Source organism: Pirellulales bacterium, assembly GCA_033762255.1.
Lineage (GTDB): Bacteria > Planctomycetota > Planctomycetia > Pirellulales > JALHPA01 > JANRLT01.
The window spans coordinates 40,326-55,834 of the sequence record JANRLT010000065.1; the positions used below are offsets into that span (position 1 = coordinate 40,326).

General features: G+C 51.3%; 12 protein-coding genes. 5 read left to right on the forward strand and 7 right to left on the reverse strand.

The genetic code is table 11. The features are described from left to right. Positions 1–99: 99 nt before the first annotated feature. A complete protein-coding gene (locus SFX18_17595) occupies positions 100–1,914 on the forward strand; it encodes a hypothetical protein (GenBank protein ID MDX1964966.1) in 1,815 nt (604 codons plus the stop codon). Between the two features lie 372 nt (positions 1,915–2,286). Here the strand turns inward: SFX18_17595 and SFX18_17600 are convergent, their stop codons facing one another. The 4 genes from SFX18_17600 to SFX18_17615 form a co-directional block, all read right to left on the reverse strand. After that, positions 2,287–2,721 carry a hypothetical protein gene (locus SFX18_17600; GenBank protein MDX1964967.1) on the reverse strand — a complete coding sequence of 145 codons (435 nt, stop codon included), beginning with the start codon at positions 2,719–2,721 and terminating at the stop codon, positions 2,287–2,289. Between the two features lie 24 nt (positions 2,722–2,745). Further along, the gene (locus SFX18_17605; GenBank protein ID MDX1964968.1) at positions 2,746–3,420 is read right to left on the reverse strand and encodes a hypothetical protein; all 675 of its coding nucleotides are present in this window, start codon (positions 3,418–3,420) and stop codon (positions 2,746–2,748) included. 140 nt (positions 3,421–3,560) lie between these two features. Beyond that, positions 3,561–3,866: a hypothetical protein gene (locus SFX18_17610; protein MDX1964969.1), complete on the reverse strand. Its 306-nt coding sequence runs from the start codon at positions 3,864–3,866 to the stop codon at positions 3,561–3,563. Between the two features lie 440 nt (positions 3,867–4,306). After that, positions 4,307–6,490 (reverse strand): endonuclease, encoded by a 2,184-nt coding sequence (locus SFX18_17615; protein ID MDX1964970.1) that lies wholly within the window; start codon positions 6,488–6,490, stop codon positions 4,307–4,309. 644 nt (positions 6,491–7,134) lie between these two features. Here SFX18_17615 and SFX18_17620 point away from each other — a divergent pair. From SFX18_17620 to SFX18_17630, 3 genes are all read left to right on the forward strand, one after another. After that, positions 7,135–8,226: a S8 family serine peptidase gene (locus SFX18_17620; protein ID MDX1964971.1), complete on the forward strand. Its 1,092-nt coding sequence runs from the start codon at positions 7,135–7,137 to the stop codon at positions 8,224–8,226. A gap of 799 nt (positions 8,227–9,025) precedes the next feature. Next, positions 9,026–9,637 carry a 3'-5' exonuclease gene (locus SFX18_17625; GenBank protein ID MDX1964972.1) on the forward strand — a complete coding sequence of 204 codons (612 nt, stop codon included), beginning with the start codon at positions 9,026–9,028 and terminating at the stop codon, positions 9,635–9,637. Positions 9,638–9,705: 68 nt separating this feature from the next. Further along, positions 9,706–10,002: a hypothetical protein gene (locus SFX18_17630; protein MDX1964973.1), complete on the forward strand. Its 297-nt coding sequence runs from the start codon at positions 9,706–9,708 to the stop codon at positions 10,000–10,002. Here the strand turns inward: SFX18_17630 and SFX18_17635 are convergent. The 3 genes from SFX18_17635 to SFX18_17645 all read right to left on the reverse strand — a co-directional run bounded on the left by SFX18_17635 (position 9,982) and on the right by SFX18_17645 (position 13,433). Continuing rightward, positions 9,982–10,731, reverse strand: a complete 750-nt coding sequence (locus SFX18_17635; GenBank protein MDX1964974.1) for a hypothetical protein — start codon at positions 10,729–10,731, stop codon at positions 9,982–9,984. The genes SFX18_17630 and SFX18_17635 overlap by 21 nt on opposite strands. A 1,603-nt stretch (positions 10,732–12,334) precedes the next feature. Then, a complete protein-coding gene (locus SFX18_17640) occupies positions 12,335–12,784 on the reverse strand; it encodes a hypothetical protein (protein ID MDX1964975.1) in 450 nt (149 codons plus the stop codon). Next, positions 12,777–13,433 (reverse strand): AAA family ATPase, encoded by a 657-nt coding sequence (locus SFX18_17645; protein MDX1964976.1) that lies wholly within the window; start codon positions 13,431–13,433, stop codon positions 12,777–12,779. The genes SFX18_17640 and SFX18_17645 overlap by 8 nt, the downstream gene beginning before the upstream one ends. Before the next feature lie 858 nt (positions 13,434–14,291). On the opposite strand from SFX18_17645, the gene trfA reads away from it, so the two are divergent. Further along, positions 14,292–15,407: a plasmid replication initiator TrfA gene (trfA, locus tag SFX18_17650; GenBank protein MDX1964977.1), complete on the forward strand. Its 1,116-nt coding sequence runs from the start codon at positions 14,292–14,294 to the stop codon at positions 15,405–15,407. Positions 15,408–15,509 lie beyond the last annotated feature (102 nt).

Consider the following 15,509-nt stretch of genomic DNA (forward strand, 5'->3'; position numbering starts at 1 on the left):
AATGAGGCGATATTTTCCGATTTGCAAGACGCCAGCGTTAATTCTTACGTGCGAGTCTGTTGAGAGATCGGTACGCATCATGCTGATAGGAGTGGAATCATGCTGAAGAATTGCCAGAAAATCTATATCCTCTCGTTGTGCTTGGCATTTATCGCTGCCATGGCCTCGGTAGCGATCGCAGTGGATGGAGCAAATTCTTCCCCTACGCGATTGGATGTGAACGATATTTCCATACTTTGGCCAGTTCCCAAGAGTAGCGATGACCTGAATAAACTTATCGCACTTGATGAAAAACTGGCCGATGGAATCAGTACAATCTGTCCGGAAAACGCCTTCCAGCAATTGGTAACCACCGCTCAAGGGGTGAATGTCTCTGGGTCTGCCGGAAACATTGTCCAGATAAAATTTCGCAATCAGAAAGCGGCATTTGAATCCGCGACGAACTGGATAATCGCTGGGATTCGTATCGACCCTTCCGCACCGGGGTGCGACAAAAAGCTAATTGCCGCGTTCGGTTCTACGCCACAGATTCGACTGATCGTCCAGCCTGTGACGCGGCAGGGTGAAAAGGTCATTGTTCATGATGTTACAGCCCATCTGGTCTATAGCTTTGTGGCTGGCATCGAACCTGCTACCGCGAGTGGCCTTCCTGCTCGAGTCAATCCGGACAAAGCCAAATTCAAAATCGTTCTGGATGATCTCGCCACGCTCAAAGCGGAACTCCTGGCTGCCGGGATCAATAGCGATGGGGAACTGAGTGTCCATCCGGCATTTGCCTCCGAGACTATAAAGTTTCCTGAGAAGCTCCGGGTCTTCCTCAAAAAGCACCTCTCGGCAGAGCAATTGAGTGCGATGGCCTTTATGGGAATTGATTCTCCCGAGCCTTGGATTTTCTTCGCGATGGTCAAGCAGGAAGGCAAATTTGTTCGTACAGGACATCCAACCCTGGGAACAGAACAGGCCCAGATGTTGACTTTTCGAGGTGGCGATAAAGTAATGCCGCATCCTAAGAATTCGACCTTCGGCAATGGATTTGGAGTGAGTACTTCAGTACTCTTCGAACCTGTTAATCTTGATGGCTTGTTGTTACCTGGAGGCGAACACCCGGCCACGTTTCGGGAAATACCCGATATCGTCGCCAATCCGCAGATCTCCCACTTTTTTAACACTGACTGCGTCAGTTGCCATAGCGAGAGCACCAGGCGGTCTAATCTTAGCTTGCAGGGAACTGTGTCCCCTTTTCAGTTCCAGCGCCCTGCAGGGATTTCTGGAGTGAATGACGCTGTTTTGGCTAAGCATGAGTGGAACGTGCGAAATTTCGGTTGGTTTCCCGATTTTTTCAATGAGGGGAAGGCGGTGGAGTCAGTCTCGATGAGGACGGCCAACGAAGCTGCCGAATCAGCAGCATTTATCAATCGTGAGTATTTCACCAACACACCGGAGCCTGTAATGACCAAGAATGTAACCAACGCATTGACGTTAGTGATGACCATCAAATCGCCAGACGACAAAGTGAAGCTCAAGCAATTAATTACCTCGCTCCAGCAGCTCCCACCGGAGAAAAATCCGATCGCAGTTGCCCTAACCAAATTGGGAAACGTGCACTTCGCAAGATTTGTCTTCATCGGCGATGATCAATTGGCTGTAATCACTTCCTACGACAACGACTTTGAAACCTACATCCTCTCCTTTGTCGATGAATTGGGTGAGGTCTTTGATAAACTCCTGGTCCACATCAAAGACGCGCCACCCTTACCGGTCAAGGAGCATCCCGAGGCGTTTTTGGAATTTGTCAAAAAGCGTGACTTAATTTGTGAGCCGCCGTTTTATAGCGCCTATCCGACGTTGAAGGTGCAAGATATCCTGACGTTGCAGAAGAAGGCGACTGAGCCGACAAGCAATCCCAGGCAATGATTTAAGCGTTGTGGAACTCGCAACCTCAAGAATGATGGTCGACTATCCCCGAGGCCTGTTCCAAGTTATGGACTTGCGTCCGTCCGCAAACCTGGATTCATCGCTAATTAACGGCGTGAGTTGACGACCCCTTCAACGGCAGATCGTAGGATGCGCGCGGATTAAGGGACGGTTTATCAAAGGCAACTGACAAACGCTGAGCATGTGCTCCACCGAGCGGCAAGTTGGCTGACATGCACTTCCGAGGTAGGCTGCAAATACTGGGTGATTTTTTGCTTCCACCCACAAGGGGGGGGCAAAAGACTACAACAATTACTAAGCGTAAAGTGGTCCAACACTTTGGTTCTACTGCAACTTGCCTACGGCATTTTTTTAACTTGGTAAACTCTTGACCGAATCGGCTTTCAAATCTTGGATGCCTGGAATGGGCGTAGTGTCGTAAATAATGAATTCTTTCTGAACGCAAGTGTAGACCAGCAATGTACCGCAGATTACCAACAATGCGCCAGGACCGGCGGCGGCAAGTTTGCCTTTTGCCTTGCTGCCATCAACTTCAAGCCCAAAATCTTCAGTTACGCCATACCAAGCCACGATAACACCGAGATAAGTGACCGTAAGACCAACCAGCATTCCAAAAGTCATTTGCATCAGGCGAACTGCGAAGGTCTGGCTACGCAAATTATCCATCGTGAGTCTGTACAAGATGGTAATCATAATGGCGATGACACAAGCCACACATATACCAAATAATGCAGACATCACCCAAATCATGGGATCTTGTAAGAGCAATTTCGGCGAACGCGGCATAATTGAAGCTCCTGAAATGCGTAACTACTTTTCACCTGTAATTACAGGATTGACCGTTTTTTCATCATCAGTACCGAGTAAACTGAATTCACAAATGGTCGGACCGTCGATGGCTGCGCAAATTGCCGTTCCGTCTCGAAATTGATTTGTGCCACCAAGATGACCTAAACGATCCTCGTTTGTATAGAAGTCATCCACAAGCTGATTGTTTGCCCACACGCGTATGCGATACCGCAAACGATAATTGCCTTCCGGTAACTCAATCACGGCATAAGGCAAAAACAGTTGGATGTTGTAGGCTTTGTCTGTTTTCTCGGTATTAGTAAACCTTGTCCAAACACCGGCCGATTCTAGAGTATTGGACCGATAGCCCCATTCTGTTCCCAACGGAGATGCGGGAACAGAAGCCCAAGCAGACACATCCACCCACGATTCACCCTGTCTCTCAATTTTTCGATAATACAAATATACACCGACAGTGATGTTCTCATTTGACTTTGAATTAGCAGACAAAAGTATCAAGTCACCGGCTTCTCCGTGATTGTGAACTGACCGGTCCGACGCCCATTTAGGAATCCCAATAGCATACTTGGAAATATTGCCATTCAGAGCAATCCGCTGTCGCGGAGTTTGAGCTTGTGACAAATGAGTTAATGCAAAAAACGTTAGAACTATTGCAATGATGGTGCGAGCATGCATGTCATCGTCCTTAAGAAAACAGTACAACGAAAGTTAAGACCATAAACTGTACTCAATATTATACATAATAGTCCGGTGTTGGGATGACTGATTGCATAATTGGACTCAAAATGTGATCGTGGGGCTCACTGGTTAGCAAGTTAGTTCGAATTGCTTTTGGAACCAAACCAAAAGCCCAAAACCAGAGTAACGATAGGTGGAAGGGCTTTAAGACAACCATCGAAGATTTCTTTGCCAGAAGAGCCAACGGTGTCCGCAGGTTCCGCAGCATAGATGCTCATGCTAAATAGAAACACCAAGAGAACCCCTGTCATAGTTGCTGCCGCGAATCGTAGGGGTCCCTGATTTGCTGTTGACTCGTTGTTTTCCAACCTACCGAGAAGCCACACCACACCAGCTACTGTTACAAGAATGACAAACAGCATGGCGTAAGGTAAGTAGATCATGAGTGTACAGATTTGGCAAATGAGCGAAGTGATTGGGCTGCCAGTCTAAGGCCAACCGCATCTTGCGTAAGCTAGCCCAAAACTTTCGCGGACTTTCAGATGTGGTTAAAATCCCACTAAGGATGTCGATGGATGCAGGAAGTCAATACTGCGAAATTGAATTGTCCGGTCAATCTACGTCGGGAGTTTCCGAATTAATTCAAGCGAGACGTCGTGAATTTTGTAGGGCGTGAAAATACATGTTTCGCGTGGTGGCCAAAACAATGGAATTAGTCGAGTAATAGCTACAGTATAGGTATGCGAGTTCGACACCGTGACCGGCTCAAAAATCTGGAATTGCGAGAATCATATTCATGAATTGTCTCAGTCTGATGTGGTGAAGCGACCATTCCGATCGTATAATAATTTAGTTTTATATAAACCGCAGGCGTCGGTTTCGTTTAGTCTTTAAATACAAGACGAGCCCAATCGGGATGGTCAATAAACGGATTTCGGTTCTTCTGAATATCCGCGATCGCCTGGTTACGGTGTAATTCGTGCTCGGTCACCGGCGTTCCTTCATGCCAATCAAGGAGGGTCTCCAAACCTTGTTGCACATCTTCGTACATGTTCTCGAAATGCCCTCGATAACGCACGAAAAAGTAGAGCGTGGCCCTGGCGACTTTACCTTTTCCCATGAACGGTTCGAACAATCCATCATCCGAGAAGCCACATTTCGGCCGGTCCGCTTCCTGTGCGATTGAAAACTTCCCGAAGTCGTTGTAAGGACGATTCCCGCGAAAACTATTGCATTGACTCTGACACGTGAACAGATGATGCAAGTCCCCTTGCATCGGTGCGTCGTTGCCAAACCAGGATTGCGGGACAACATGTTCGCAGTTAAACGGTTGTTGTGCTTCGAGCATTGCCGTCATTCGTTCCAGCGCCTCCGGCGAGCGATTCCCCTCCCGCAATGAACGGCGCTCGATAAGCTGCTCCAGGTGTCTCTCAATCCCAAAATCCTCTTTGATAAACTGTTTCGGATTGAATCGTTCATCGGAGTAGATACTCCGTACTTTTTTGTCTCGCTGCAGATCGACCCAGGCATACAGGTGTTCAATTCGTGCTACTTTGTATGACAATTGCTGCTTGTGCGTCTGGGTTACAAGAGCATTGAGATCGTCGAACAACGAAGTGCTGCGCGGGTCGATGTCACGATAATAATTGGCTCGGCTCGTTTTGTCACGCTCCTTTTCGTAATACGTACGCGTCTGTGAACGCTCCAAATTCAGGAGGCCTCTTTCTACAAGATTTACCGATTCAGTCCTTGTATCTCCCGTATCTGTGTTTTTTACACTGGACTTCCGCCAGGTTCTAACTCGGTCGGGAGTATCATGTGAGAAAGTTACCACGACAGGGGTTGAATCTCCAACGCTCACTGTAACGGTCAAGCTGTGTGCTGTGACACTGCATTTGTTAGTGTAGATAGGTTGCTCAATATCATTGCCAGGTGCGAGATGTTTTTCCGATGGCGGCACTTCGTCAACCCTCCTGTCGCCTAGTTGTTCCTCTGAGTATGGTGGGTTGTTGGTTTCACGGGGAAATTCCGCTAATATTGCTGGCCAAGCGTTGCCATGCTTCTTGGCAACTTGGCGTATGACATCAGCAACAATTCGGCTAATTCGAATCCCTTCATTGCCGATCCATTTAATTAAATTCGGATCATCCGTGTCAGGATTCCAGATCCGGTTATCGGATGTGAGGATATTGCCTTTAGAATCCTTTAGCGGTACACCAGCATGATGTAGGCAAATGACCTGCCACTGATCATTGAACACAGGGGATCCAGAAGATCCAGGCAGCGTATCGGATTCGTAGTGCACATACCGTTCGAGTAGCGCAGTAAATCGGTTCTGTCGCAATGCCAGCCGCTTGGGCGCACCATTGGGGTGTTGGAGAATATTCAGGCATTCGCCCCGTAATGCATTGGCGACCGATGTCTCCAAACGGAGAAATCCGAAGTCGGATATCGCAATCGAGCCGGACACAGATATCGGTTCCACGGCCACCAACGTATAGTCGAGTTCGTCTTCGGGGCTAGAGAAAAAGAGTGCCTGAGGTGCAAGTTTAAATGGAACCGATGTTTCCATCCCGACACCAATCAAGCGATCCTCGTAGTTAAACTCAGCCATACACAGCATCGCAGTTGCGGGATCCCCAATGACATGAGAATTGGTGAGTAACAATCGTGGCGTCACTAGAAATCCGGTTCCAATTCTTCGGTAGTTCTCCTGGATGCAACAGACCGATTTGGTTGCTTCGGCCCCCCGTTCCAGAAAAACGGATGAGAGCAGATCGTTCTCCCCAATAATCCGCTCCAAGCCAGGGTTTTTGGGCCGCGGCAACGTGCGTGCCTCACGAGTGTCAACGGCCTCTTTGAAACTTCGGGCGAAATTTTCTGCGGTTTCTGTCCCGATCCCTAGATCGGCGACCCTTCTTTCTACCCGGTCGACGCGCTCTATTTCAACCGGCGACTTGCCAATCTTGATTTGCTCCTTCACAAACTCCCGTTCACCGGCCGAATCACGGAAGCGAGGGCCAACTCCCTTAAGTCTAAGTTGCGATTTGATATCACTTTGTGACATAAGCTTGCATTAACAATCGCTGTTTTGTGAAGGTTGTTGACAGCTAAATAATCAAACCACAGCACTCACAGTTACTCCCCTGCACAACGTCCATTTGTGGACATGGAGATCAAAGTCTATCGAATTCTCGTTCCACTACCCTAAGTAACGTCCGCATCTTACAGCACTGCACAATTTTATGGGATTTTTGCCGATTCTAGCGTTCTTGGAGTTCCTTGAGCTGATTGATTGGGTATGCAAAGCGGCTTTGTTCTATCTCTTTTATTGACGAGATTGAAAGACTATATCGTTTTACAAGTGAATGCCAGAATCACCGATTCTCGACATGGCCAATAACTAACAACGCAGTTCGGTATTCGAACACGTGACATGGGATCACCCACCTAGTACTCCTCACATAATAACGAGTGTTGAATTAAGGCTGCCGCACGCTGTAAGCCGGACACTCACGGAATATGGCGATTCGGCAAGTTACGTATCGCAGTCATTAATTCCTCCGAGTAACTTATCACCCTATTTCACAACCCAAGGAATGTGTCATGCACGGGAGTCCATCCGATCGAATTGTACTTCGTAGTAAGCTCTCGTTTCGTCGAACTAGGACCGCTGGTCCACTTGGTGCTGGACCATTCGGATTAGAAAGCTTGCCCACATTGGTTGAGCCTATTCTCGAACAAGCTCATTTAACGGCTGCAGAGGCAGCCGATTTGCAGCGCGATCCAGAAGTCGTGGTGGTGGCCGATCCCATGCCTCTAAAATTGATCGAGCCTGTAGGAACTCCCGAACCAACTCCTACGGCAGTCGGCAATACATGGGGAGTTGAAGCGGTTAAAGCTCACACCAGCCCATTTACTGGAGCAGGAGTTGTCGTTGCCGTTTTGGATACGGGGATTAACTCTAGCCATGTCGCCTTTCAAGGGGTTCAATTAGTCCGTCGCAATTTTACTCAAGGAAGTAATGACGATGAAGTAGGTCACGGTACGCATTGTGCCGGAACAATCTTTGGCAGGGATGTTAACGGACTACGCATTGGTGTGGCGCGGGGTGTCACCAAGGCATTAATCGGAAAAGTCCTGGGGCCTGGTGGTGGTTCATCTGCCACTTTGGCAACTGCGATCAATTGGGCTTATGAAAATGGCGCCAATGTCATTTCTATGTCGCTGGGCATCGACTTTCCTGGCTTCGTTGCTGAATTGATTGACCAAGGCTTACCAGTTGAAGCAGTGACGTCAATCGCACTTGAACAATATCGGGCCAATGTGAATTTATTCTCAAGCTTAACCCAGTTGTTGGCACAATCCAATGCCTTCTCACAAGCAGCAATTATCATTGCAGCCTCAGGTAATGAAAGCAATCGACCTACGTACGAAGTCGCTGTAGCACCGCCAGCAGCGGGTGATGGTATGATCTCCGTCGGAGCATTACAGCGTTCTGCTGCCGGTAACCTAAGCATTGCCGCTTTTTCAAACACACAATGCAATTTATGTGGACCGGGCGTAAGTGTGACGTCTGCTTGGATCGGCAGCAATAGCATATTGCAGACACTCCAAGGCACGAGTATGGCCACTCCACACGTAGCTGGATGTGCAGCTTTGTGGGCCCAACAACAGTTGCAACTTACGGGTGTTTTAACCAACAAAAACCTTGCAGCCAAAACTCTCGCATCAGCCGTTTTTGTTCCCGGCGCGTCATTTGATAACATCGGCAACGGCATGGTGCAAGCACCGCAAAATTAATCGATGCTTCAGTTGTTGAGGCAGCTTGGTAAACTCCGTAACATTTACCGACACAGCATTATTGCTTGACGCAGTATGGGGTTATCAACGCCATTATGGCTCCGAATAGCCCGCCCGGACTTTAGAGATTTTGGTTGACTGCTCTTTGACAAGTGCATAAAGGATTCCGTGTTACGTCTAGCCATCATGCGAGCGCTGCTACTAGGTTCGTCTAACCTTACAATTGGTAAGCTTGCGAGAATGGGTCTATTGGAGGATTCATTGCGGCTTACACTAAGTTCTTGGAACTGAGTAGGTCATGGGAGACACTGAGTTATGACGAGGGTTGCCCTTGGGTAAGTAGTGTCTGAAGCTTTTCTGCAATGCGCTCTGCGGACATACCTACTCTGGCAAGTGTTGTACTGAGAGCCATTAATCTTCGTAGCTATTGTTGAAGAGGCTAACTGGTTAGTTCTCTCCGTGATGAATACGAACCTCATTTTATTGATAACACAATATGTATTCACCAGCAAGCCTAAATCTACTTGCTCTGGATTATACAACGTCTCCAAACCGCCCACGAAGTTTATTACGCTAGCTCCTAAACCCGCGTTGCGTTTGAGTTTGATGTCCGCCTGTCGTGAACTTCCTTCTAGCAACTATGAAAAAAAGTTTATTCTGATTATCGATGCAACCCCAACGGTCTTACTGGACTTGCGTACTATGCTATTTCGTTGCGCAATTTAATACACAATTTGTGAGCTTCTAGAGTTGTAATGGCGTATTTGAGTAGCACCACTTTTCGTGGCATCATGGGGCTATGAACCAGACATTAGTTTTCTTCGATCTTGAAACGGGCGGAATCGACCCGAAACGTCATCCGATCATCCAAATAGCGGCCATCGCCGTCGGAGAGGATCTAGAACCGATCGAGGCGTTTGAGGCCAAAATCAGATTTTCTTCCAAAACTGCAACAGCCAGTAGCTTGCGCAAGAGCAGCTATCATCCGGGTGTCTGGGCCAAAGAAGGCCGCGAACCCGCAGAGGTCGCCAAGGAATTGGCCGGGTTTCTGCGTCGCCATGCAACGCGGCCAGCACTCACCGCTGACGGCAAGAAATATCAGGTCGCGCAGCTCGTCGCCCATAACGCCGCCTTCGACGGTCCGTTTATATCGGAGTGGTTCGACCGTTTGCGGGTATATCTTCCTGCGCGAAAACTCGTCCTTTGCACGCTGCAACTTGCCCTGTGGAATGCCCAATCGCAAGGTGGAACAGAACCTGCCAACTTCCAGCTTGCTACCCTTTGCCGGCACTACGGCGTCCCATTTCACGCCGCCTCCGCCCACGACGCCCTCGGGGATGTTTCCGCCACGGTGGGTTTGTTCCAAGCCATTGCACGGTCGATGCAGACTTCCTCAAGAGCAGCGGCGTAGCCCGAATAATTTGAGTAGCAAGCGTCCCTGTGAGAATATTAGCTGTAGTTTTTTTGATAAGGAGACCTATGACCGAACGAATTGATTCCAAAAAGAAAAAATCACAAACGGCCGAGACGCCCGTTCACGCGCTCCACGCCGGGAGCGTGGCGGCGCTCATTTGGCGACGACAATCGCCCGCCGGATACGTATATTTCGACTATTCGCTGACCCGCTCGTGGCAGAGCCTTTCCAGCGGCAGTCGTGGCCAGTCGCGAAACTTTTTCGCTCAGAATGAACGCGAACTGTTGACGGTCGTCCAACAGGCGTCCAACTGGATCGCCGAGAATGAGCGCAGCTTGGCTTCAGCCGCCAATCCCGAATGAGTGATCTTGCGCAGCGCACTTGTCAGCGCTAGCGTCAATAGTTTGCGAATGAAAAGGTGAGCTAGGCCCGAATGCCCGGACAATCTGTCGTTTGAAACGCAGGCAGGACACCGGGATTTTCTGATAGCCCGCGGCCTGCCGCTCGGTGTTCACAAGTCGCAATAGCTTCAACAGTTGCTTCCTGACGGGAGCGTAGGGTTCGTAGGGAAGGCGATAGAACTCTTCCATGAGCGCCTCGACTCGGCGATGTCGCGCCGCGTCGAGGAACCGGGCGCAGAGTTCCCGGTACGGCTCGCGCGCGATCAGCACCCGAACCCGCCATCGGCCATCCGGCGTCGCGGCATCCGCCTCGGGTGCCTTGCGCAGGAAATTGCCACGCTTCACGTAGACAGCGTAGTCCCCGATGCGCAGCGGTGCCCTCCGCGCGTCCTTCAGATTCTTCCCTTCTCCCTCTCGGATGGCGTGGTCGCCGTGAGTCGCCAACAGTACCCAGTGATTCTTGTAGCGAACATACTGGACGTTGCCGAGTCCTTGCTGCTTCCGCCAGCGGCGGGCACCTTCACTCTTGGCAATATCATACTTCGCGAGCAACTTGACGTCGAGAGCGACAGGGTTCTTGCCCTCGGGCAAGGTCCCCTGCACAAAAAAATAATACCCTTTCGGCAGGAGGTGTGTCGCCACCCGCTGCAAGAATCCCGTGAGGCTTGTGACCTCGTATTTATACTCCATTGAACTGCCCTCCTTGGTGACCGCTAGACCTACCCCAGCGGTCGCAAAGAAGGGCGAGCTTGTCCATATCACTCGCCCCTGAAACGAAATCCTTCTACACTTGGTCGCGACTCATCTGGAGTTACGACCAAGGCTCCGGGAACCTCTGCAAAATCCCTTGAACCTTACTTACGAAAGCCTTGCGGTTGCGGCGGCGCGAGCAGCAGGGCTGCTGAATTCTCAGCAGCCCTGCGCTCAATTCCATGCCACCGTTGTACCGAAAACCACGCGGGTGTCGTCGCCATGCACTGCGTACACGTCGACTGTCCACCCTCGATTCGCTGCCAAAGGGATTATCTCCTCCCGGAGACAATTCGTTTGACTCACTATGCTTCCAACCAAGGAAATGCCGCACGCCACCCGACCGGGAATACAAATCCCGGTCAGGTGCGCGGCATTGTCCATCCGTTTGGCCCTTAGGCCAGTCACTGCTTTCGTCGTGGCTTACTTGCTTCGGTGCCACCCGAAGCGCCAACGAGTCCGGACTGCCTTGCCCGGCGCTGGCGAGTCGTATCGTGCGACCGCCCGCGTCTTTGCCTTCGCAAAGACCATCGTCCGAAACGTCCCCAGGCTTCCGCCCGTGTCGCTTCGGCTACCTACTTGCAGCCCACTCCCCCACTGACGAGTTTCAAGCACGCGGCCGACGAGGCCGCGCACCGGTTACCAACCGGCGTCGTCAGTGGTTCCTGCGTTAGTCAGTTTCTTCATTTTGAGAGTTCCGTGGGTGAGCTGGTTGCCCAGCATGGCAATCACGTTTCTAGGTGCGGCCGTCAGGCCGTCCTACTTTCCGAGACCGTTTGACCGATAAGGTCAGAGGGCTCGATTTCCCCCTACGAATCCAGAAGATCGGGTTACAGAGAAACGGTTGCTTGTCCCCAGTTCGATGCGGCTATCGCCGCCTCGAACTGATTTCGGCATCGACCCTCTCAATACTTACCAGCAAGCGATCTCTCGCCTTTTGAATGGTTGAGCTTTTCGCGTTCGCAGACTTCCTGCGATACCCGAGGATGTCATTCCCCGGCGCGGCCTGTTACCAGGCGCGCGGCTCCCCACGCTGGACAACGTTGGACGCCCCTTAGATAAGGAAGCGAACCCCGTGTGTGGATTACGCCATGCAAAAACATGGCCTCACCAACTTTGATAACTGACGGCTTGCGATAGAACTCCATCGCAAGTTGTTCCGCATCGCCCCCATTCGCTGAGAGCTTGAGAAAAAAGAAATTGCTATAGGATAGAAATCCAGGATTACTCTGCGGTCGGTTGGCTGCGAAACAAAGGCAGCGCGTACTGGCAGGATTACTCTGGACAGCCTCCTTCGAGCACGGACAAGCACCTGTAAGGCGCATCCGGCTCTACCGGCAAGCGATCATGACGGGCGGTAAACACCGTCCCCTTTTGCATGGCTGGCGGCCATGCTCCTCGGGCAATCGCTTCCAAACGGATGGAACTTGTCAAAGCGTTTTACGATCATCAACAGTCGAAGGGCCTATCCTAAAGCCCTTCTGAGATGCATCTATAACATGGTTTTACCAACGCAATCAACTGGCGCACTCGGTTAGGAACGTCAGGCGTCCGAATTCTCTTCACGGGCGCGAAGGTAGCCGTGCTTGCGAAACCAATCGCCGAGCGCCGCCTCGACAATGTCTTGGCGCGTGGCCGGAGTCTCCTTCTTCAGTCTTTGACGCAATGCCGCTTCGGTTAATAGTTTGTTGGTCCTTTGTCGCAACCGCGTGGTGACGTTTTCCAATGGATCGTCGCGCTCCAGCTCGGGAACGAGCCGACTACGGCTCGCCTTGCGTTTCTGCGGTGCATGAGATTCTGAGGATGACACTGCTGCTTTGGGCTGGATTGTCGTAGCCAGAGAAGGAGGGGTTTGCCGTGGTTCCTGCTTGGCGTTCGACGAACGACCGACAGACCGTTTCTGTTGCAACGCATGCAACACATCCCCTACTTCCGCCGTGACACTGTCTTGCAGGGAAGCAAGGTCGGTTCCAAAATCAGGTTGTTTATTCATTGGCTGTTCTCCTTGAAATTAAATGATCTCCCAAAAGTTCCGTGAACAAGGCGTCGATGTCGGCGGCCGCTTCTTTACTTTTAGGCGTGTTCTCGCGCGTCACCGCCGAATCACAAGAATCGGCCAACGCATCCAGCCGACGGATTTCGCTTTTCGCGACCCGCAGTCCCAGCGGGTCAAGTTGTTTGCGCAGCACCGACGTGCGCAGGCTTTTCTTGCGAACGCAGTTGAAGACCAGGATCGTCTCCGGGCGGTTGCCTTTTGTCACGGCGTGGGCGAGGCGGATTGTTTTCAGGGCGTCTTTCAAAGCCCGCACATCCGGCTTGGTCGGCTGGAGGGGCAGGATGGCCATATCTGCCAGGAGCGTCACGGCATTGGCCGCCTCCCCTTCTTCGCCCGGCGCGTCGGCGATCACAAAATCGTGGCTTTTTAAAAGCTCGTCCCGAGATTTTTGGATGCCGTCGCTGTCGCTCGTGGCTCGAATGGTGATCTGGGGTTCAGCCCGCCGCAGCCACTCGGACGACGTACCTTGGGAATCGGTGTCGAGGAGCGCGACTTTGAAACCGCGGTCAAAGAGCCAAATAGCAAGATGCGAGGCGAGTGTGCTCTTGCCGACGCCTCCTTTGGTGTTTGTGAAGGTAATGAACATACGAACGAGCCTTGCACGGAAGTTTCCATGCTGGCAAGTCACTATTTGCGGGCCGAGCCCGCATCGCAGGACATCCTGTCCATTATAGACGAACTAGCCGGTCAAGCTTTGCACGCTGGCCACGATAGTACGGCTGGCCAAGCCAGCATGGCCAACAAATGTCAAAATCAGGAGCAGAACTCACAGAAGTTGACGCTACCCAAGACAAAATTGCTATTTTAAAGGAGCAAGGTTGCTCGCCACGCTGCAATCTCCAATCAGCCAGACATCGTGATAGGGGTTGTCGAGATTGTCGTTCTCATGCAAAATCCAACAATTCGTTTTCAGCGCATTCCGAAGCTCTTTCGCGCGACACTCAACGTCGCCGGCGGTGAAAATCTGTGTAGGTCATATTTACGGCGTCGATCGTCCACACTCTAGTTACATCGTGCAATACATGACTCACTCCATTCGGCGGGCGGCAGCGGCGAGCGTGTGGTCTCTAAAAAACCGCTTGCCAAGGATGACGAATTCACGGTAAGTCACTTCAAGGAACTTGAAGTTAGGGCCGGGCGTAGCGACTACCGTGTTCTGAGACAAGCTACTGTGTCGCCAGACAAGCGAGCAACGTGTTGCCAGACAGGAAGCTACTGTGTTCAGAGGCAAGTCGTACCGTGTCCTGAGACAAGATTTGCCGTGTTGCCGGACAAGGGAAGCAGCGTTTTGTCGAGTACATTCAGCCGGTTGGCGGAGCGGAACTCTTGAACTAGCTTAACATTAAAGAACGTTTGGGCGACTTTATTAAGAATGGGGAGGAATTTGACTAGAGAAGCGAGAGACGACCAAGGAAAGGTCATACCACTATTTGGCAAGGACGAAATGAACCTGATCGAGTTTCCCTTCGGGCCAATCAGTACCACTACGGGCAAAACGCTGGAGGTTGAACATGCGACGTTCGACCGGAGGCTTAAACGCGAGGTCACCCGCACGCTCATCATCACCGGCTCAGACAAATGGGGGCTGCCGCGACCGATAGACGACCAAGTGCTCTTGGGAATGAAAGCTTTAACCTATGAAGCAGGGTGCGTGTCACCAAAGATCGCTTTCAGCCGTTACCGGCTCTGTCAGGTCATCGGCTGGCCCCCGGATGGACGGGCTTACCGGCGTTTGGAGGAATCGCTCGACCGCATCGCCGCCACAACCCTCAAGTTCAAGAACGCGTGGTGGGACAAGGGGGAGAAACAGTATAAGTCCAAGACCTTCCATCTGATCACGGAGGTAGAGATTTGCAATCGAGACCAACTTGATCTGAGTCGCGTCGCGACTGGCCGCTCCGAGCAGCAGCTTTGCACGTTTACCTGGACCGAAGTGATCTGGAAAAGTTTTCAGGATGGGTTTATCCGCACACTCGACATGCAGCTTTTCAGGCGTATCGCTCAAGGGCGTCGCCGCGAAGTGCCACTCCGGCTGTTTCGAGTCCTTGATAAACGGTTCTATCACGCGCCGGTTGCCAAGTTCGACCTCCGCCGACTTTGCATCGGCACGCTGGGACTTTGTCCGAACTACAGCCCCAGCCAGATGATCCGTGTTCTCGACCGCGCGGGCAAATGGCTGACCGAGTGTGGCTATCTGCAAGAGGTTTGGTACACAGGGCAGGGCAAAAACATCGACGCCTGTTTTCGTAAACGAATCACGGCGCTCCAGCGCCCCCCACGCAACCTTGGTCAGGAAACTATTGGCTCCATGCACATGCTACCTCACGGCGTTGATCGTCTGAAAACTTGGATCAAGGAGCAGTGCGAAGCCGATTTGTGGCGGTACGAAACCGACGCGCTCGCCAGCGCCTTCGGGTCTGAACTGGAACGGTCCATCGTCACCAAGGAGCGCGAGCAGGGGTTGCCTGTGCTGAGCGGCGGACGGACCCGCCTAGAGTATGTTCGCCGCTACTACGAACGTCAGGTAGAAACCTTGCCCAGCGCTGCTGTGGCGAGTTGAGGTGTAAATAAGGTTCTTTACTCGCTGTAGTAATTGCGTTTTAATGCGTAATGTCAAAGCGTTACAAGTTGTTTGTTACAAGCAAAAACTTGACGATAATTG

Coding starts and splice junctions, on each gene's coding strand:
- SFX18_17600 (MDX1964967.1), bottom strand. CDS start 2,721: ATGCCGCGTTCGCCGAAATTGCTCTTACAAGATCCCATGATTTGGGTG.
- SFX18_17645 (MDX1964976.1), bottom strand. CDS start 13,433: ATGTTCATTACCTTCACAAACACCAAAGGAGGCGTCGGCAAGAGCACA.
- SFX18_17605 (MDX1964968.1), bottom strand. CDS start 3,420: ATGCATGCTCGCACCATCATTGCAATAGTTCTAACGTTTTTTGCATTA.
- SFX18_17595 (MDX1964966.1), top strand. CDS start 100: ATGCTGAAGAATTGCCAGAAAATCTATATCCTCTCGTTGTGCTTGGCA.
- trfA (MDX1964977.1), top strand. CDS start 14,292: ATGAACCTGATCGAGTTTCCCTTCGGGCCAATCAGTACCACTACGGGC.
- SFX18_17615 (MDX1964970.1), bottom strand. CDS start 6,490: ATGTCACAAAGTGATATCAAATCGCAACTTAGACTTAAGGGAGTTGGC.
- SFX18_17630 (MDX1964973.1), top strand. CDS start 9,706: ATGACCGAACGAATTGATTCCAAAAAGAAAAAATCACAAACGGCCGAG.
- SFX18_17640 (MDX1964975.1), bottom strand. CDS start 12,784: ATGAATAAACAACCTGATTTTGGAACCGACCTTGCTTCCCTGCAAGAC.
- SFX18_17625 (MDX1964972.1), top strand. CDS start 9,026: ATGAACCAGACATTAGTTTTCTTCGATCTTGAAACGGGCGGAATCGAC.
- SFX18_17635 (MDX1964974.1), bottom strand. CDS start 10,731: ATGGAGTATAAATACGAGGTCACAAGCCTCACGGGATTCTTGCAGCGG.
- SFX18_17610 (MDX1964969.1), bottom strand. CDS start 3,866: ATGATCTACTTACCTTACGCCATGCTGTTTGTCATTCTTGTAACAGTA.